Below are 18,275 nucleotides of genomic sequence, written 5' to 3' on the forward strand. Positions count from 1 at the left end.
GTATGCTAGAAAGGCAAATCGTCGTGGTCACCCTCGTTAAGATCATCCGCAGGTTCAAAAGCTTCCATAGGTGGTACGGGCGGTATGTTCTCTCCACTTGTCTCTTCTTGAAGGTTCTCAATACGCCAACCCTGTACAGAGTTAAAATATTTGGTCTCACCTTGTGGGTTCACCCATTCTCTCCCTCTTAAATTTATACTTACCTTCACCATTTGTCCAACACTATAGTTATTGAGCAAATCACATTTATCCTGTACAAATTCAACTAAAATATGTTGGGGATACTGCTCCTCTGTAGTTACAACCAATTCTCTTTTTCTGAAACCATTATTGCCATAGGTTTTGGTCTCATCTATCATTTTGATTCTTCCTTGAACTTCCATTTTTCTACTTTTCTATAAGTGCCAAAAATACATAAAATGAGCCCTAATTAAAACCATGTCAAGTAACGAAGTATCAACATATTTTTACATTTTCCGCTATCTTTAGTCACAATTGCAACAAAAATGAGCATCAACCCAAGGAAAAAGGCCTACAACATCATCTTATTGATCTCGGCATTTGTCATCGTAAGCCTTATCTTATGGAACACCAACAGTTTTTTTAAGAATTTTAAAGAGGAAGAACGGTTGAAGATGGAAATTTGGGCAACCGCCCAATTGGAGCTCATCCAATCTTCCGTAGATCAAGAATTAGGGAACCTTACTTTAAAAGTGATGGGCAATAATACGTCTACCCCAATGATTCTGGTCAATGAAGAGGGTTCTATTAAAACGCACAATATTTCTTTTGAAAAAGCGACCGATAGTATTTACATCAAAAAAAAAATACGGCAATTTGAAAGTGAGAATGAGCCCATTCAAATTATTCAGGAGGGAGAGCTGTTGGAAACCCTATATTATGGAAATTCCGAGGTTTTAAACAAGTTGAAATATTATCCCTTGGCCTTGCTCTTAATTATCTTTCTTTTTGGAACGGTCATTTTCTTTTTCTTTAAGACCAACAAGGCATCCGAACAAAATAAACTTTGGGCAGGCATGGCAAAGGAGACCGCACATCAAATTGGCACCCCCTTAACTTCCCTTTTGGGCTGGAACGAACTATTGAAGTCTGAAAATATCAATCCGGATATTACCAAAGAAATTGCCAAGGATATTACCCGATTGGAAACCATAACAGACCGTTTTTCTAAAATTGGTTCTATTCCGGATTTGGAAGTTCATGATATTGTGGCTGAAACCGAAAAAGCCTATGAGTATTTAAAACGAAGAAGCTCAAAGCTCATCCATTTTGCTTTTAGCTCTGAAATTGATGAAGTACCGGTGCTTTTAAATCCACCTTTATACAATTGGAGCATAGAAAATCTCGTTAAGAATGGTATAGACGCTATGAAAGGGAGAGGCAACATCACTATTCAAATTGAAAAAAAGGGCCAATACGTAAATATTTTGGTTTCGGATACAGGACACGGCATCCCAAAAAGTAATTTTCAAAGCATTTTTAATCCAGGAGTAACGTCTAAGAAAAGGGGCTGGGGACTGGGCCTTTCACTGGTAAAAAGAATTGTGGAGGAATATCACAAAGGAAAAATTAAAGTACTTTCGTCTAGCAAAGAAGGAACAATCATGCAAATTTCCCTACGTGCAACTATTCAATAAGCTATGGCAAAGGATAAAAAGATTGCGATCAAGGACGCCGAAATCACCAATAATTGCCCAGAATGCTTTAATCAAGAGCTAAAAATTACCTTTTACCAAAAACACACCTATAATGCATTTTACCATAAAACTACTGACGAGGTAACCCATGAGATAAAATGCAAGAAATGCTATTCAATTATCTATCCCGTGAACTGGACTCCTGATATTGAGCGGGTATTCGAGTACTACAATAAATTAGTAACCCCCGATAAGACTTCGGTACGGTTTACCACGCTCTTCTTTATCATTCTGATATTGGCAATTTGTGGAGTGACGGCAGGTGTTTATTTTTATTTGGAAGGTGTTAAGTAAGCTTTTCCCTTATTTTTTCTGCAATAGCTTCAAATTCCTCAGGTTCCAATTTTTCTTTATGCTGAAAAGTGGCGTTTGTCATGCTGTGCAACGGAATAAGGTGCACATGTGCATGGGGAACCTCCAGCCCGATCACGGTCAAACCTACTCGCTCGCAGGATATTGCAGCTTCAATGGCCTTTCCTACTTTTCTGGAAAATATCATAAGCTTGGTATATGACGCTTCATCCAAATCCAATAGTTTATCCACTTCTTTTTTGGGCACGCATAGCGTGTGTCCTTTCGAATTAGGATTTATATCCAGAAAAGCGAAACTGTCTTCATCCTCTGCGATTTTATAGCAAGGAATGTCTCCATTGATTATTTTGGTAAAAATACTTGGCATGCTTGGTATGGTTTGGTTTTAAACAAAAAATCCTGTCGGGTGACAGGATTAAATATAGCAAATTAGTATCCGCTAATCTCGTGTAATCTCCAAAATATCGAACTTTAACGTTCCGTTGGGGACGGTAATTTCAGCAACGTCGCCAACAGATTTTCCCAATAATCCTTTTCCAATTGGGGAAGTAACCGATATTTTACCACTTTTTAAGTCTGCTTCACTCTCTGCTACCAATGTATATTTCATTTCCATCCCATTGGTTTGGTTCTTCAATTTTACTGTAGACAGTACCAAAACCTTTGATGTATCCAGTTGCGATTCATCAATAAGTCTTGCATTGGCCAATGTTTCTTCCATTTTGGAGATTTTCATTTCTAAAAGTCCTTGTGCTTCTTTAGCGGCATCATATTCCGCATTTTCAGATAAATCTCCTTTGTCCCTAGCTTCACCAATGGCTTGTGAAGCTTTGGGTCGCTCAACATCTTTTAAGTAATTGAGTTCTTCCCTTAATTTTTTTAATCCTTCTTCTGTATAATAAGATACTTTACTCATATCGTCATTTTTTAATGCAAAAAGGACACTGGAGAAAATGAAAATTTTCCCAATGCGCTTTATCGTTGTAAATACAAAAAATCCTCGAACACCTCTATGACTTGCATAGGATTTTTATCGAGGATTTAACGCAAATATAGGTAATTTTTGCCCAAATTTGCCGAAGTAATGTTTTGAAATTCACACTATGAGGTACTTCTGGGGCTTTATTTTATTGATTTTTTCAGTTTCATGCAATTCTGATAGCACCAATCGAAATCCTTTCCTCCAAGAGGTGAATTTTAGGTTTGAATTAAATTTAAACCTACCGCTATATAATGATTTAAACAATATTGGCAATCCCGTTTATGTAGGAAATAGTGGCGTTGGTACACGAGGTGCTTTTGTTATCAAATCTGGATTGGATACTTATGTAGCTTTTGAAGCAAGTTGTCCCAATCATACTCCAAATAATTGTTCTACCATGACCATTGATGGGCAAAATGTAGTTTGTTCCTGTGAAGATTTCACGTACAACCTCTTTACCGGGCAACAATTGGACAGACCAGATGACGGAAATCGCTATTATGATTTGCTTTTCTACAGGGCCACGCAAAGTGGAAATATTGTAACCATCTCCAATTAGATGAAAAATAATTATACACTGCAACTTTATGCATAGCGTGCTTGGGATTCTTTCGCCCTAAGCCCTAAGCCCTAAGCCCTAAGCCCTAAGCCCTAAGCCCTAAGCCCTAAGCCCTAAGCCCTAAGCAAAAAAACAAAGCTGTCACAATAACCCTATAAATTCCCCAAGATTTTATCCATTACCCAACTGGTATGTAATCCCGATGCTCCAGTAGACGGATGCTGTGCTATCCCTAACAAATGCTTTTGCATATTTTCTACATGGTATTGGTGTATATGTGTTGGGTGTTCAATATGTAAAGATTCTTTATGGTCAGGGCTTATAAGTTTCAATGGGGCTTCGTTCAATACTGAAAACCGTATTTCACCTTTAGAACCGAAAATCTCAACCTTGTCCTGTTGTTTATTCGCTCCAAAAATCCAACTACCCTCTCCGGTTATTCCATTTTCATGAATCCAACTGCCCGTGACCGCATCTTTTGCGGAATATAATCCTTGTTGGTTCACGGCAAAACCCTTTGCATCTTTTATATCACCCAACAAATAGATGAACAAATCAAGCCCATGGCTTGCCAAATCATCAAAATAACCAGCTGGAGCAACTTTTGCGTCGGTACGCCAGTTGTATGTTCCGCTTAAATCCAGTTCGCTTGGTGTTCTGCTCTTGTACCAACGAATGTGGCACACATCCCCAATAAAGCCTTTATCCAACCACTCTTTTATTTTGGTAAACCTAGGTAGGGAACGGCGATAATAGGCAATAAAAAGTGGGATTTCTTTTTTTTTGAAGGCATTATATATCTCAAGACTATCTGCGTAGCTGGGCGCCATAGGTTTCTCAATACAACAAGGTTTTCCAGCTGCTGCCACTTGAAGACCATACAATTTATGGGTGTCTGGTGGTGTAGCTATATAAATGGCATCTATTTCGGGGTTTTCAATGACCTCACTCGCATTGGTCGTCCAAAACGGCACCTGATGTCTTTTGGCATAATCCGCTGCCTTTTCTACATTACGCCGCATAACCATGGACAATTCAAAACCATCTGTCAGTTGATAGGGTGGACCGCTTTTTACTTCGGTAACGTCTCCACAACCAATGATTCCCCAACGCAACGGTTTTAAATTATCCATATCATGTTATTTTTCAATCCATTACAGCAAATTTGCAAAGACTAAGTCTTCAGACTTCAAACCGGCTGTTTCTAGATTGTTATCATACAACCAATTTAAGAATAAATCGACCTTCTCTTTTTCCAAAATGCCCCAATTGTTTTTATCACCATAAAATCTATTCGAAAAAACTTGACTCTCTAGCAGATCAATATCAGCATCACTTTTGGCTACATATGGTTTAATGCAATCCACTCCATATTGTGGATGTTCTTTAGCATACAAAAAACCCTGCTTTGTAGCATTCAAAAAGTCTTTATATCCTTTTTTATTAGCATTGATTTTTTCCCTGCCAGCTAGAATCACAGGAGAATACCCATAAGGAATTCCATAATCTCCCATTTTAAAGTTTCGTAGTGCAACCCCTTTGGATTTGGCATGAACGCCTTCCCAATTGGTGAAAATCCAGGTAGCATCCAACGAACCGTTTATGAGCGTGTCCCAAATACCCAATCGTTTTGGGTATTCAATTTTAATATCGCCCATGCCGCCATCATTCCGTATCATCTGTTTCACTATCTCATCTTCGTAACGAGCTCTGTATGAAGCATAAACTTTTCCATCTAAATCTTTAGGTGTGTTTATCTTACTTTCCTGTAAAACAGTTATTGCACTAATATCTTCTCTAAAAATTGTTGCAATAGCTACAGCGTCAAACCTTTCTTTTTTGGTATTGTAGCTCAAAACACTCTCAAAAGGACAAAGTGCTAAATCAGCTTCTCCCAATTCTACTTTTTTAGCAGGTGTTTTGCTATAATCGTCTGCTTCCGGTGTGTTGATTTCCAAATCAATTCCATACTCCCGATAAAAACCTTTCTCTTTTGCCACATAAAAACCTGTATGGTTCGTGTTTGCGGTCCAATCCAGTTCTATTTTCAGCTTATCCATGTTTTAAAAATTTAAAGTTGCTCCCATAAGAAAATTGATGCCCGCCTGTGGATAGAAAAACGATTCTCCAAAAAACACATAGCCGTTGTTTTCGTATTCCAAATCAAAAATATTGTTCACTTGTCCTGTAAATACTATCGATTTTAAAATTGAAATGTTCGCTAACGTATATTGCACGTTCACATCATTCACAAAATAAGCGTCTATGGCATTAGAATCTGTATTCGTCATAAATTGCTCTCCTACATATTTGGAATACAGACTTGCACTAAAGTTATCTGAAGCATTGTACGTAAAAATATTTCCGGCAATAATCTCTGGCGAGAACGAAATATTGGTATTGTCCAAATTGGTAAAACCATCTGTGCCATCTTCAACCAAAAAATCTTGGTTTTTGTTGGTACTGACCGCCAAGTTTGGTCGAATACTGAATTTATCCCATGTGATATTAGCATCGATTTCCAAACCTAAACGATAGCTCTGACCACTGTTTTGACGAATGGGAAAACCTACCTCATCCAATTCTCCCGTTAATACCAACTGATTTTTAAAGTCGAGATAATACACATTCGTGTTCAATTGAAAATTTGGTGAGACATAACGCCAACCCAATTCAAAATCATTCAAGCTTTCAGGTTCTGGGGTACCAGTTTCAAAATCTACACGTGCTGGTTCGCGGTTCGCACGCGCAAAAGAGAAATAGATGCTATTCTGATTATTAGGCTTATAAGTTATTCCGGTTTTTGGATTGAAGAATGAGAAATTTTCATCTACGTTCAATGCACCACTTGGGTCGAACAGCGTTCCTGAAGCTTCGTAATCAATTGTTCTTAGCTGCAAATCGCCAAACAACGAAAATTGTTCATTAAGTTGATAGGTAGCTTTTGCGTACACATTGAAATCTCTTTTATCGCTACCATTTTCATAAAAACGGAAAGGAATGCTCGGTAATCGAGCAAATTCGGCAGCCGTGATTTCACCAAATTGTTCACCGTCATAACGATTGAAACCTCCACCAAAAACGGCATCCCATTTGGAGTCTTTGTAGTTCAAACTAAATACGGTGCCGTAAAAGTCACTGTTCAAAAAACGTTCCGTAACCAAGTCCGAACGTTCTATTGTTTCGCCATTAGATTCAAAATTTGGCAGTCTGTAGAAGGCTAAATCTCCATTAAAAAAACTAGGATCCGATTCTATGTATTGCTCAAAAAACCCACGTCCTTTTGTATAGTGGAGCGATATGTTCCCTGTCCAGTTCTCGTCAAATTGTTGGGTAATGTGTAATTGATAATGGTCTTGCTTGTAATTATCGGTCTGCCTATCGTAGAACTGAACATTACCATCAGAATCAAGGTAAAGTCCGTCATTATTAAAGGTTCTATTTTCTCCGAGTCCAGCAGCATTCAGACCAAAAAACGATAATCCTGTAATTTCTTCACCTCCAAAAACTACCGCTTTTATCAAGGTATTTTCATCTTTATATACCCCATCTAAAAAATAGGACCTTAAATCTGAAAAGGCACGGTCGATATAACCATCTGACTTTATTCTGGAAAGTCTTCCCGAGAAGGCAAAATGGTCGTTCAGCAATCCAGTGCTAAAACGAACGGAATGTTTTCTAGAATTGAAACTGCCGAAGCTATTGGATAGCTGTCCAAAAGCTTCTTCTGAGTAATTGTCCGTCAAAATATTGACGCTTGCCCCAAAAGCACCTGCTCCGTTTGTGGATGTTCCCACGCCTCGTTGAATCTGGATGTTTTCGATAGATGATGCAAAATCCTGAAGGTTAACAAAAAAAGTAGTCTGGCTATCGGCATCGTTGTACGGAATTCCATTGATCGTTACGTTGATACGGGAGTTGTCGGCACCTCGAATTCGAAAATCGGTAGGACCTATTCCAGTGCCATCAAATGTAGTGGAGACCACCGAGGGCATGTAATTCAACAGTACAGGAATATCCTGGCCTAAATTTACTTTCTGGATTTCTTCCCTGTCAATGTTGGTAAATGTCACCGGAATCTTGTCGGTAGCCCGCGAAGCAGAGACTACAACTTCATCTAGATTAATTTTTTTTCCTTCCAAAGAATCTTTGGGCTTTTCTTGAGCACTTATTGAAAGTGCCAATCCGCAGCTGGCAAAAGCTGCGAACATTGTTTTGATGCGATGTCTTTTTTCATTTTTTGACCGTCGCATTGAACCATCTTTGCGTTTGATGGCTTCTTCATAAGAATTTGAATAGAATGGTTTCATTCGTAAATGATTTTACGAATAAAAGGGGCCATTATTCCTTGTTAATACTTGATTTTTTGAGCGACCCAAGGAGTTTTTTCGTCACCCTGAAGTTGATTCAGGATCTCATTCTTTAATGATACGATTCTGAAATAACTACCTGTTCGGCAGATAGGAATTCAGAATGACGCTTACTCTTCAATGCTCTTCTGTCCCTTGGCGGCATTACCCGCCCAGGTTCATTGGGTATAATCTCAGCTCGTCCTGAACTTGTTTTAGGACCTGCCCAATTCAAGTTCGAGGTTTAAGCACCCCTTTGAGATGGGGCAAATGTAATTCGCCGTATTCATTTTTCATAGCAAAAACGACGTTAATTAACTTTTAAAAACGACCCATACCCCTATTCTTTCTCGTATATAGATGGTAGAGTGCTTGTTATGTACCCCAAATCCAAACGTAGATTTACATTTAAAATAATTACCAGCTATCTAGTTTTAGGTGTGTTGGCGTTTTTGGCTGCCTTTTTCGTTTATTCAGAATTCCAGGATTATAACGCTTCACAGAGCAAAGAGGAGGATAATATCAAATTATTAAAAACCAATTCCTTGTTGACCGAACTGTACGAAGCCGAAAACTTATCAAAGTTGGCACTGCAGACCAAGGAAAGAGGGAATCTAACAGCTTATGCCCGGAAAGTAGATTCCATCTTCATTTCTATTGACAGTTTAAAGCTTTTGGCCACCAGCTCCAACCAGGTATTAAAACTGGACAGTGTTCAAAAACTACTGCAACAGAAAGTTTATAATAATGCAGAGCTTAGAAAACTAAAAGTTAGAAATACCAAAAGTGCCCCTATTGATTCCTTGCTGAAAAAATTCAATAAGATGGAAGTGGACATGGGAAGAATCACCCCAGAGACTTTTGTTCCCAACTTTGAACAGCTATCTCCAGAGACACAAAATTCTATTAGAGAATATGTGGCCATACTCAATAACAATATTCCATCGGAAGATAAAGAGAGTGCACCGACCGCAGACATAGACTCGCTTTTGCAACTATCCAAATCCATATTGCAACGTGCCAAATTGGAGAATGCAAGAATGGAGCGATCTGTGATTAAAAAAGAACTTCAAATTTATAAGGCGGACCTAGAGCTTTCCCAAAAACTACGCAGTATGATTTCAGCCTTTGAACAAGATATCATCATGAACGCTTATCTGGATAACCTTAATAAGGAACAAATACTAAAACGAAGTATTCGTTTAACCGGGATCGCCGTTATTTTGGGCTTAATCGTGGTTTCGTTGTTTACCTTCTTGATTACCCGAGATTTTTGGAAAGTGCAACGTTACCGGGAACAGTTGGAAAAGGAAAAGAAGTATTCCGAATCTTTGCTAAAAAGTAGGGAACAATTGATATCTACGGTAAGCCATGACCTTAGAACACCATTGAATACCATTGGAGGCTACACTGAGCTTATGGAGCATAGCGATTTGGGCACCAATCAACGACAATATGTTCGGAATATTAAATCCGCTTCAAGATATGTTGATAATCTGGTAAATGACCTTTTGGATTTTTCAAAATTGGAATCAGGAAAAATACAGATAGAAAAAGTACCATTTTTACTTTCCCATTTAATTGCGGATACTGCTTCTGGTTTTGAAGAAAGCTATCAGAAAAAATCAATAGCTTTTTCCATGGAAATTCCTGACGCATTGAAAAAACCCATAATTGGAGATCCTTTTCGAGTACGCCAAATATTGACCAACCTGCTAGGGAATGCTTTTAAGTTTACGGACAAAGGTTTTGTAAAAGTAAAGGCTCACATAACGGAAAATGATAGCGGTCCTTTTGTGAACATCACTGTTATCGACTCAGGAATAGGAATTGAAAAAGAACAGCAAGAACGAATCTTTAAAGAATTTGCCCAAGCAAGTGATTCTATAGAAAAGAAGTACGGGGGGTATGGTCTGGGGTTGACCATTTCTAAAAAACTGACAAACTTGTTGGGTGGAGACTTGTATCTGGAAAGTGAGGAAAATAAAGGAAGTGCCTTTACGCTTTCCCTACCTCTTATATTTTCAAACGCGGAAGTCAATACTGAAAAAACACAAAACACAAATCTTAAAAACCAGCCTGCCTTGCTAATTTTTGATGATGACGAAACGTTGTTGGAACTCTTACAAGAAGTGTGCAAAATGCATCATATGCCCGTTAAGGCATTTTCCAACTTTGAAGATGCTGAACACCTTGATGATTTTCATTATGATGCGGTTTTGACCGATATTCAAATGCCCATAGTTGATGGATACGAAGTGGTCGAAAGGTTAAAGTCGGGGCTCTTTGCGCATTATGAAAATCAGCCTATAATTGCAATGACCGGCCAAAGGAATGTTGACAAGGACAGTTACCTGGATAAAGGATTCTCAGAAGTGTTGCCCAAACCTTTTTCCCATGACGCCCTGTTGAATACACTTGGTACCCTTTTGGACTTTAGCAACCATAATCCTCCTGAAATTCGTTTGAACGAGAATACAATTCAGTCAAATTCAAAACTGTTTAGTCTAGAAATCATCTCGTCTTTTTTAGACAGTCCAAAAAGTATATATGAGGTTTTGGAAAGCTTTCTACAGGATACCCGTGATAATTTATACCGACTTTCTACTGCAGTTGAAAATCTTAGTTATGATGAAATAAAGTCCATTTCGCATAAGATGCTGCCCATGTTCCGACAGTTAAAAGTGGAAAATGCCATTCCTATTCTTGAAAAATTTGAACATCTTTCTTATGATGCCACGCACAAAAAAACAATACGGAAATTTGAAAGGCTGAAACTTTCAATTTTAAATCTGGAAAAAGCAATTCATGATTTTTTGCCTACACTTCCAGTTGATATTGATTGATTTTATTGTAGAGTGTCTTTCTAGTGATTTGCAAAAGCTTGGCAGCCTTGCTCTTGTTAAAATTGGTCTGCTTCAAGGCATTAAGAATCTTTTCCTTTTCATAGTCCGATTTAGAAAATTTGGATTGGGAAGAGCTCTCAACCACACTGTCAACGGTACTAGGAATCGAACTTAAATGTACCGTATCTCCTTCTGTAAACAAAACAGCGCGCTTAACTACATTTTTTAATTCCCGAAGGTTTCCAGGCCATGCGTAGTTATGGAATGAATGTTTGACCTCTTCGGAAAAATCGATTACATTCTTATCAAGTTCCTTATTAGCACTATCCAAAAAGTATTTGGCAAACAACAACAAGTCGTCAACACGCTCCTTCAATGATGGAATTTCAACAGAAAACTCATTTAGACGATGGTATAAATCTTCTCTAAAACTACCTTCGGCGACAGCATCCAATAAATTTTCATTGGTCGCGGTTATAATGCGTACATCGACAAAAACTTCTTTTGTGCTACCAACGCGCTTTATCTTTCTTTCTTGAAGCGCCCTAAGTAATTGTATTTGGTTCTCATAAGAAAGATTTCCTATTTCATCCAGAAAGAGCGTACCTCCATTTGCAGCTTCAAAATGACCCATTTTATCATCGATAGCCCCGGTAAAGCTTCCCTTTACATGTCCAAAAAATTCACTGGTCGCAATTTCCTTAGGGATGGCGCCACAATCCACGGCAACAAAATTCTTGGTTTTCCGCTTACTTTTATCATGAATGGCTTTGGCAGTAACTTCTTTTCCCGTACCACTTTCGCCAGTAATTAAGACCGACATGCTTGTTGGGGCCACCAAATCTATATACTGCTGTAATTTTCTGGACACATCACTGGTTCCGACGATAGTTCCCGATTGGGCCGATGCAACTGATCGGTCATTGGTGTCTTCGGTTTTTACAGGTCGTGCTTTTTCAGGTGCCTTGGTGTTGAGGGCACTGGTAATTATCTTGAGTATGTTTTCTGGGGTAAAAGGTTTGGAAATATAATCGAACGCCCCTTTTTTCATGGCGCTTACCGCAGTTTTCACTTCTGCGTAACCGGTCATCAAAATTACTTGTGTACTTGGGAATTCAGATTTTATTCTTGAAAGTAGTGCTATGCCATCTCCTTCGGGCAACCGAACATCGGATAGAATAATATCGAAAAGGCTTGACTTTAATTTCTGTTTGGCATCCGTAATCGTATAGCTTGTAGAAATATCAAAGTTATGCTTGGCCAAAAACTTATGGAGCATTTGGCAAAAAGCTGTGTCATCCTCAATGATTAAGATTTTGGGCATACCTTAATCTAATATACGATAAGGATAAAGTTATGGACTTTAAGAGCGTGGTAAAATTATCATAAAAAGGAGAGGCCCACGTGAGCAGACCTCTCCTTAACCAAACTAACCTAACACGATTAATCAAAAATTGTAATTAGATTTCTATCCAATTTCCTTCGGCATCAGCATACAATGTTCCAGAAGTACCATCTTCCAATGATAGCTCCAACTTGTATTGCTCAGATGCATTTTTATAGGCCTTATTTACAGTAGCCGTTGGATAGTCCTTTGCCACAGCAGCTGTAACAGCTTCTGGAAGATCGGAAACACTGATTTCCTCAAAATCCTGTGTTGCAGTTGCTACAGTTGTTTCGTCTGCTTGTAGCTCAGCAGTTTCTTCTTGGGCGATTGCTGTAAGACCTACAAAAGATAAAACAGTTGCAAAAAATAACTTTCTCATGATATATATGTTTTAAAAAATTAAACTTGTTTATCTATATGAAAATCTAGTGCCAACATTTTCTTTGTTGCTCTATTCAATTTAAGTGCCTAATAATGAATTGATTATGATATTTGTAAAAAACAGGATACTGTGTAATTTTGTATACAACAGTATCTTCATGTGTATTTTTTATACAAAAAAAGGCTGCCAAAGCAGCCTTTTCAACTTCCCTAGCACCATATAACCATTTTCTAAAAGAATACAATTATTTTAGGTACCACTGGGAACGGACAATACAAGGTTAGTGTTTGCATAGCATCATCCTAGTTATTTTTCTTTATTTTTTCTATAATCCTTGTTCAAATAAGATGCCACCAAAAAAACTGATATCACAAACGATAGAATACTGATGGCCAAAACTATTTTATAGATCATTTTTTAATTTCTGGGTATTTCATAATGTTTTTGATTCTTTGTCATAAAAAGGCCGCACAGTGTACGACCTTTCTACCAAATCAATCAACCAAAAAATCTAGACACCCTCATCTAGATGCTTTAAATTTCTTCTAATCAGTTCGGTCACAAACTTAAAAACCGCTCCAATTTATTTATAAGACACTGCTTTTTTATTTTAGTCACATTAAAAAAAGGGACCGTTACCAACAACTATTGGTAACGGTCCCTTTTTAAATAGAAAATATTTAGTTTTTAAACTTGGTGCGTAGGTTTTAAAAGATCATTCACCGTTTTCACGGGATTAAAAGTTACCAATGGCACTTCTACAAAAATAGTGTTCCAAAACGCCATGGCCCCATTCCAAAGCCCTGGAAGTTCCAGTGCTTTTAGTTCTTTGCCTTCTTTTGTCTTTTCTGTGATAAAACCTTGTTTTGTATCTATAAAGTCCAATAGATTATATTTCTCGCCTCTGTGATTTCGTACCCCACATATCAAATCAACAGGATTAAAATGTGTTGCGTTTTTTAATATGGCCGCTTGTTCTTTATTGGAAGTATCAATTTGGGCCGACTCTATGATTTGAAGCGAAACATCATTCTCACTATCCTTTATCCAAAAAGGTCCTCCACCTGGCTCACCTTCATTTTTCACCATTCCACATACACGAATAGGACAATTGATTTTGTCTTTCATTACAGCTACTTGCCCTTCTAGATTTAAATTCGTGTAATCATTGGGGAACCTTACGTTCAACTTATTTTCTAAAAACGTCTTGATTTCATCAAGTTGTTCATTAGAAATACTGTTGTGCTCAAGCATTTTAGCATATTCGAACGCCTTCGCCTGAACTTTAGTTAAAACACCCGCCAACATTTTCTTACTGTCGGCCACTTCTTGTAAGTTATCATCAATGACTACATTATCGATATTTTTTATAAAAATAACGTCAGCATCTTGATCATTTAAATTTTCTATTAAAGCACCATGGCCTCCGGGCCTAAATAAAATTGATCCGTCATTATTTTTAAATGGTCTGTTCTCCATATCTACGGCAATCGTATCTGTAGATGGTTTTTGATTGGAATACGTGATGTTAAACTGGGTTTCCGTATCCTTGGAAATTTTTGGTCCTGCCTGAGCTTGTTCTTTTTTGAACATAGCATCGTGCTGCTCAGATATGGTGAAATGTAGATTGGCCTTACCCTCTGTTTTTGCGTAAAGTGCTGCCTCTTTTAAATGTTCCTCGAACGGAGTTACACTTTCAGTACCGTATTTATGAAATGGCAACAGCCCTTTTGGATAAAACCCATAGTTGAGCCCATCTTCTATAAGCATTTCTTTCACAAAGAGATAGGCTTCTTCGTCTGAATTTTTTGCTTTTGCTGAGATTCTATCCATAATTTGATTGTAAAACGGAAAGTCTTTCATTTCAAATGTAAACTTTTGGACCGCTGTATCACCAGTTCTTTCAGTATAGGCTGATAGTTTTTCTTTGGAAGGATCATATACATCCAAAAAATTGAACATCGCCTTGAACATTCTGGAAGCAGCTCCTGAAGCTGGCACAAATTTCAAAAGTTCCAAATCACCACGAACGCTTTCAAAATATTGGATGAGTTCCTTTTCCTCTTTTTCAGAAAACCTCAAAATACCATCTGAAACAATAGCCGCCTTTCTCAATTCCACAAATGGGATTCCGTCTTTAAATGTTTCGATCTGACCCATTACTTTTTCCTTGGAAATTCCTTTTTGTTCCAGTTGTTCTAAGTCCTGCTGACTAAAGTCGATCATTGTTGTAAAAGATTATTTATGTGTTCTACTGCGGTTTTGAGCCTTGTCTTTTTATCTCCTTTCAAGATAACGAAATTCCGATCGTATTTTTTTAATGTGTCATGAAAATATGCAAACATTTTTTCCCTTTCATCTGGCTTGTCCCTAAGGTCGTCCGCTTCCCATGGGGTATCTATATAAGTCAAAAAGTAGAGGTCGTATGTATTCTTTAAAGCATACTTTTCTAAAATAGGATCACACTGTCCTATATAATACGCTTCGGAATATACTTTTGTTTCCAGCAAATCGGTATCGCAAATGAGTAAATCCGTAGCTTTCTTGGTCAATTCATTTTCCAATCGGATTTGTCCTTGGGCAATAGGCAATAAATCATGCGGCTCGCAGGTTTTACGCTCGTTGTTCCATTTGTCCTGTAAATACTCACGTGCATATTCGGGTACCCAAACCGTGTTATACTGTCTTGCCAACTGTTGTGACAACGTAGTTTTTCCTGTAGACTCAGGACCAAAAAGAACTACTTTAATAAGGTTTGAGGGCTCTTGCCCAAGTTTTTCTTCCATGCTTTGTAACCGTAAATGGCAATTATAGTCAATAAAAAATACAGCAAGGAACTAAATATTAGTCCTTTATACCAATATAGGGGCACGGTGATAATGTCACCAATGATCCAATAGACCCAGTTCTCCAATTTTTTCTTGGCCATCAACCACATTCCCACAAAAAAGATAGCCGTGGTTAGGGTATCCACATAAGCGGTCCACGTATCGAATTTTTCGAAGAAAACGTAAACCAGGGTTACAAAAACGACTGCACCAATGAAAAGCAATACTGACCATTTCTTTTCTTTTGATGTGGTCTTGGTGATGGGAACAAAATGGGTTTCATCAACTTTGCGCGTCCATAGATGCCAGCCTATAAGACTCATAATAAAATAATACGCATTAATGAGCATATCCCCTAAAAGGCCAAAGACCAAAAGGATATATACAAAGATTCCTGTACTGATGATGCCCGTAGGAAAAACCAAGATATTCTCACGCTTGGAGTACCAAACGCTGAGCAGCCCAAAAACCACCCCGATCATTTCCAACACGATCAAATGTGTTGGCACACCCTCGTATTGGGCAAAAATCCAATCAAAAATGTGGCTCATACCCGCTTCTATCAGATTTTACAATCTTCATATTAAGTAGTATGTGTTCAATATTTTCAAAAGTATCTTTTATCTCTTTATGGAGGATCTCCATTACTTCATCATACTCCCCATAGACTTGGGTACTCAATGGATTTTCTAAAATAGTAAGTCCAGAAGCTCTGAGTTTTTGGATAAAATCTATGATTGGCGCTTCAAAGTCATCTTGTAGCGGAGTTAGCGCAAGTTCTACGGATATTTTCATTAATCAAAAATTAATGGCAAAGCTACTAAAGGAAATCCTATCCGCCTATCATACGCAAGGCATATACACAAGTAAAACCTGCAAATTCCAAAAACGCTACATCATAATGGGATTTTTGTCCTTTATACGAAATTTTTGCAACCGTTCTTTTATCATCGAACGCAAAATCCATGACATCTATATGCTTTAAAAAACTGAGCCCTTCTTGCGCATAGATTTTGTAAAGAGATTCTTTAACGCCCCAAACTATGGTCAACTTTCGTACAACAGCTTCAGTATTGGCCAAAGTTCGATATTCATGTACGGGCGTAAATTTATGTGCGATACGGAGTATTTTGTCGCGCTGTTTTTCAATATCTATTCCAACTTCATCGGTCTTACTGATTATGATACCCGTAAAATCATGTGAGTGGGTTATAGAAATGTGATTTCCGTCGTTTAAATGTGGTTTCCCTGAATCATCATAAAATAAGTCACTATCCGTATAACCTGCTTCTGCCAAAAGGTGCCGTATACTCAGAAAAGCCCTTCGATGCGCTTGGGATTTCATGCCGTCCATTCTTTTTTGACAATGTGGCGTTAGACTAATATTTTTCTGTAGTTCGTTTTCAGATTCGGTGACATTCCAAATAAAAACTTGGGTGGTGGACGAGACTGTTATGGTTTTGTAAAGGGGCACGACTAAAAGTTAAGTATTTTGTACCTTTGCTGGCTGTTAAAGCTAAGCTACAAAAGTAAATTTACATAAAGCTATGAATACAAAGACTATTCCCTATGTACCTTATAAAGTGAAAGATATTTCTTTAGCGGATTGGGGTCGAAAAGAAATTAATCTTGCCGAAGCCGAAATGCCCGGTCTTATGGCATTGCGAAAAGAGTATAAAAACGAACAGCCTCTGAAAGGCACTCGTATAGCTGGGTGTCTGCACATGACCATTCAAACTGCGGTTTTGATCGAAACTTTGGTAGAACTTGGGGCAGATGTAACTTGGAGTTCCTGTAACATATTTTCTACCCAGGACCATGCCGCCGCCGCTATTGCTGCAGCTGGAATTCCCGTATATGCCTGGAAAGGAATGAACGAGGAAGAATTTGATTGGTGTATTGAGCAAACTTTATTCTTTGGGGAAGATAGAGAGCCTCTAAATATGATTTTGGACGATGGTGGGGATTTAACCAATATGGTTCTGGACCAATACCCAGAGTTAGCTTCTGGCATCAAAGGACTTTCAGAAGAAACTACCACTGGAGTACACCGTTTGTATGAAAGGGTTAAAAATGGAACATTGCCCATGCCGGCAATCAATGTGAACGATTCCGTTACCAAATCAAAATTCGATAACAAATACGGATGTAAAGAAAGTGCTGTAGATGCCATCCGCCGTGCCACGGATACCATGCTGGCCGGAAAACGTATTGTGGTTGCAGGTTATGGTGACGTAGGAAAAGGAACGGCTGCCTCCTTTAGAGGCGCCGGCGCTATTGTTACTGTTACCGAAATTGACCCAATATGTGCGTTACAAGCTTGCATGGATGGGTATGAGGTCAAAAAATTGGAAACTGTAATCGGTAATGCCGACATTGTGATTACCACAACAGGAAACAAAGATATTATTCGTGAGGAGCATTTCCGTGCTTTAAAGGATAAGGCAATTGTCTGTAACATTGGACATTTTGACAATGAAATAGATATGGCCTGGCTGAACGGTACTTTTGGTAATACTAAAGACGAGATAAAGCCACAAGTCGATAAATACACAATCGATGGTAAAGATATTATCATTCTGGCCGAAGGTCGATTGGTCAACCTTGGTTGTGCAACAGGACATCCTAGTTTTGTAATGAGCAATTCATTTACAAACCAGACTTTGGCGCAGATTGAATTATGGAACAACAGCGACAACTATGAAAATGATGTCTATATGCTTCCAAAACATCTTGATGAAAAAGTAGCCAAACTACATTTGGAACGTTTGGGTGCCGAACTAACGGAACTTAAGCAAGACCAAGCTGAATATATTGGTGTAACGGTTGAAGGACCTTTTAAACCAGAATATTACAGGTATTAGTAAATTTATCCTCTCTTTTAAAAGGATATCCAGTACAGATAAAGCCAA

General features: G+C 38.2%; 19 protein-coding genes. 5 read left to right on the top strand and 14 right to left on the bottom strand.

Annotation, left to right across the window (positions count from 1 at the left end; all coding sequences use genetic code 11):
• Positions 1-5 precede the first annotated feature (5 nt).
• Complete coding sequence (locus KIM67_RS08400) at positions 6-383, bottom strand: DUF3127 domain-containing protein (RefSeq protein ID WP_213830896.1); 378 nt, start codon at positions 381-383, stop codon at positions 6-8.
• 123 nt (positions 384-506) lie between these two features.
• Here KIM67_RS08400 and KIM67_RS08405 point away from each other — a divergent pair, with 123 nt between their 5' ends.
• Complete coding sequence (locus KIM67_RS08405; RefSeq protein WP_213830897.1) at positions 507-1,658, top strand: PAS domain-containing sensor histidine kinase; 1,152 nt, start codon at positions 507-509, stop codon at positions 1,656-1,658.
• 3 nt (positions 1,659-1,661) lie between these two features.
• Complete coding sequence (locus KIM67_RS08410) at positions 1,662-2,012, top strand: hypothetical protein (RefSeq protein WP_213830898.1); 351 nt, start codon at positions 1,662-1,664, stop codon at positions 2,010-2,012.
• Here KIM67_RS08410 and KIM67_RS08415 read toward each other — a convergent pair.
• The gene (locus KIM67_RS08415) at positions 2,005-2,397 is read right to left on the bottom strand and encodes an HIT family protein (RefSeq protein ID WP_213830899.1); all 393 of its coding nucleotides are present in this window, start codon (positions 2,395-2,397) and stop codon (positions 2,005-2,007) included. The genes KIM67_RS08410 and KIM67_RS08415 overlap by 8 nt on opposite strands.
• 72 nt (positions 2,398-2,469) lie before the next feature.
• A complete protein-coding gene (gene greA / locus KIM67_RS08420) occupies positions 2,470-2,946 on the bottom strand; it encodes a transcription elongation factor GreA (protein WP_213830900.1) in 477 nt (158 codons plus the stop codon).
• A gap of 187 nt (positions 2,947-3,133) precedes the next feature.
• On the opposite strand from greA, the gene KIM67_RS08425 reads away from it, so the two are divergent.
• Positions 3,134-3,571: a hypothetical protein gene (locus tag KIM67_RS08425; protein WP_213830901.1), complete on the top strand. Its 438-nt coding sequence runs from the start codon at positions 3,134-3,136 to the stop codon at positions 3,569-3,571.
• 152 nt (positions 3,572-3,723) lie between these two features.
• Here the strand turns inward: KIM67_RS08425 and KIM67_RS08430 are convergent, their stop codons facing one another.
• The 4 genes from KIM67_RS08430 to KIM67_RS08445 all read right to left on the bottom strand — a co-directional run bounded on the left by KIM67_RS08430 (position 3,724) and on the right by KIM67_RS08445 (position 8,155).
• On the bottom strand, positions 3,724-4,704 hold the full coding sequence (locus tag KIM67_RS08430) for a Gfo/Idh/MocA family protein (RefSeq protein WP_213830902.1): 981 nt from the start codon (positions 4,702-4,704) through the stop codon (positions 3,724-3,726).
• A 21-nt stretch (positions 4,705-4,725) separates the two neighbouring features.
• Positions 4,726-5,631 (bottom strand): ABC transporter substrate-binding protein, encoded by a 906-nt coding sequence (locus KIM67_RS08435; protein ID WP_213830903.1) that lies wholly within the window; start codon positions 5,629-5,631, stop codon positions 4,726-4,728.
• Between the two features lie 3 nt (positions 5,632-5,634).
• On the bottom strand, positions 5,635-7,881 hold the full coding sequence (locus KIM67_RS08440) for a TonB-dependent receptor (protein ID WP_213830904.1): 2,247 nt from the start codon (positions 7,879-7,881) through the stop codon (positions 5,635-5,637).
• A gap of 112 nt (positions 7,882-7,993) precedes the next feature.
• Complete coding sequence (locus tag KIM67_RS08445; protein ID WP_213830905.1) at positions 7,994-8,155, bottom strand: hypothetical protein; 162 nt, start codon at positions 8,153-8,155, stop codon at positions 7,994-7,996.
• Positions 8,156-8,297: 142 nt separating this feature from the next.
• Between KIM67_RS08445 and KIM67_RS08450 the strand changes: the two genes are divergently transcribed.
• Positions 8,298-10,766: an ATP-binding protein gene (locus tag KIM67_RS08450; RefSeq protein ID WP_213830906.1), complete on the top strand. Its 2,469-nt coding sequence runs from the start codon at positions 8,298-8,300 to the stop codon at positions 10,764-10,766.
• Here KIM67_RS08450 and KIM67_RS08455 read toward each other — a convergent pair.
• From KIM67_RS08455 to KIM67_RS08485, 7 genes are all read right to left on the bottom strand, one after another.
• A complete protein-coding gene (locus KIM67_RS08455) occupies positions 10,741-12,090 on the bottom strand; it encodes a sigma-54 dependent transcriptional regulator (RefSeq protein WP_213830907.1) in 1,350 nt (449 codons plus the stop codon). The genes KIM67_RS08450 and KIM67_RS08455 overlap by 26 nt on opposite strands.
• A gap of 136 nt (positions 12,091-12,226) precedes the next feature.
• On the bottom strand, positions 12,227-12,532 hold the full coding sequence (locus KIM67_RS08460) for a hypothetical protein (RefSeq protein WP_213830908.1): 306 nt from the start codon (positions 12,530-12,532) through the stop codon (positions 12,227-12,229).
• 690 nt (positions 12,533-13,222) lie between these two features.
• A complete protein-coding gene (locus KIM67_RS08465; RefSeq protein ID WP_213830909.1) occupies positions 13,223-14,761 on the bottom strand; it encodes a DUF4301 family protein in 1,539 nt (512 codons plus the stop codon).
• Positions 14,758-15,321: an AAA family ATPase gene (locus KIM67_RS08470; protein WP_213830910.1), complete on the bottom strand. Its 564-nt coding sequence runs from the start codon at positions 15,319-15,321 to the stop codon at positions 14,758-14,760. Before KIM67_RS08470 ends, KIM67_RS08465 begins: the two co-directional genes overlap by 4 nt.
• Positions 15,276-15,914: a nicotinamide riboside transporter PnuC gene (gene pnuC, locus KIM67_RS08475; RefSeq protein ID WP_213830911.1), complete on the bottom strand. Its 639-nt coding sequence runs from the start codon at positions 15,912-15,914 to the stop codon at positions 15,276-15,278. The genes KIM67_RS08470 and pnuC overlap by 46 nt, the downstream gene beginning before the upstream one ends.
• Positions 15,898-16,158, bottom strand: coding sequence for a YkoF family thiamine/hydroxymethylpyrimidine-binding protein (locus KIM67_RS08480; RefSeq protein WP_213830912.1), 261 nt, complete (start codon positions 16,156-16,158; stop codon positions 15,898-15,900). The genes pnuC and KIM67_RS08480 overlap by 17 nt, the downstream gene beginning before the upstream one ends.
• A gap of 37 nt (positions 16,159-16,195) precedes the next feature.
• Positions 16,196-16,837 carry a 4'-phosphopantetheinyl transferase family protein gene (locus KIM67_RS08485; protein WP_213830913.1) on the bottom strand — a complete coding sequence of 214 codons (642 nt, stop codon included), beginning with the start codon at positions 16,835-16,837 and terminating at the stop codon, positions 16,196-16,198.
• Positions 16,838-16,910: 73 nt separating this feature from the next.
• On the opposite strand from KIM67_RS08485, the gene ahcY reads away from it, so the two are divergent.
• Positions 16,911-18,227, top strand: a complete 1,317-nt coding sequence (gene ahcY, locus KIM67_RS08490; protein ID WP_213830914.1) for an adenosylhomocysteinase — start codon at positions 16,911-16,913, stop codon at positions 18,225-18,227.
• Positions 18,228-18,275: the final 48 nt, after the last annotated feature.

The organism is Flagellimonas sp. 389, assembly GCF_018449435.1.
Classification (GTDB): Bacteria; Bacteroidota; Bacteroidia; order Flavobacteriales; family Flavobacteriaceae; genus Flagellimonas.

Coding starts and splice junctions, on each gene's coding strand:
- KIM67_RS08400 (WP_213830896.1), bottom strand. CDS start 383: ATGGAAGTTCAAGGAAGAATCAAAATGATAGATGAGACCAAAACCTAT.
- KIM67_RS08405 (WP_213830897.1), top strand. CDS start 507: ATGAGCATCAACCCAAGGAAAAAGGCCTACAACATCATCTTATTGATC.
- KIM67_RS08410 (WP_213830898.1), top strand. CDS start 1,662: ATGGCAAAGGATAAAAAGATTGCGATCAAGGACGCCGAAATCACCAAT.
- KIM67_RS08415 (WP_213830899.1), bottom strand. CDS start 2,397: ATGCCAAGTATTTTTACCAAAATAATCAATGGAGACATTCCTTGCTAT.
- greA (WP_213830900.1), bottom strand. CDS start 2,946: ATGAGTAAAGTATCTTATTATACAGAAGAAGGATTAAAAAAATTAAGG.
- KIM67_RS08425 (WP_213830901.1), top strand. CDS start 3,134: ATGAGGTACTTCTGGGGCTTTATTTTATTGATTTTTTCAGTTTCATGC.
- KIM67_RS08430 (WP_213830902.1), bottom strand. CDS start 4,704: ATGGATAATTTAAAACCGTTGCGTTGGGGAATCATTGGTTGTGGAGAC.
- KIM67_RS08435 (WP_213830903.1), bottom strand. CDS start 5,631: ATGGATAAGCTGAAAATAGAACTGGATTGGACCGCAAACACGAACCAT.
- KIM67_RS08440 (WP_213830904.1), bottom strand. CDS start 7,881: ATGAAACCATTCTATTCAAATTCTTATGAAGAAGCCATCAAACGCAAA.
- KIM67_RS08450 (WP_213830906.1), top strand. CDS start 8,298: ATGTACCCCAAATCCAAACGTAGATTTACATTTAAAATAATTACCAGC.
- KIM67_RS08455 (WP_213830907.1), bottom strand. CDS start 12,090: ATGCCCAAAATCTTAATCATTGAGGATGACACAGCTTTTTGCCAAATG.
- KIM67_RS08460 (WP_213830908.1), bottom strand. CDS start 12,532: ATGAGAAAGTTATTTTTTGCAACTGTTTTATCTTTTGTAGGTCTTACA.
- KIM67_RS08465 (WP_213830909.1), bottom strand. CDS start 14,761: ATGATCGACTTTAGTCAGCAGGACTTAGAACAACTGGAACAAAAAGGA.
- KIM67_RS08470 (WP_213830910.1), bottom strand. CDS start 15,321: ATGGAAGAAAAACTTGGGCAAGAGCCCTCAAACCTTATTAAAGTAGTT.
- pnuC (WP_213830911.1), bottom strand. CDS start 15,914: ATGAGCCACATTTTTGATTGGATTTTTGCCCAATACGAGGGTGTGCCA.
- KIM67_RS08480 (WP_213830912.1), bottom strand. CDS start 16,158: ATGAAAATATCCGTAGAACTTGCGCTAACTCCGCTACAAGATGACTTT.
- ahcY (WP_213830914.1), top strand. CDS start 16,911: ATGAATACAAAGACTATTCCCTATGTACCTTATAAAGTGAAAGATATT.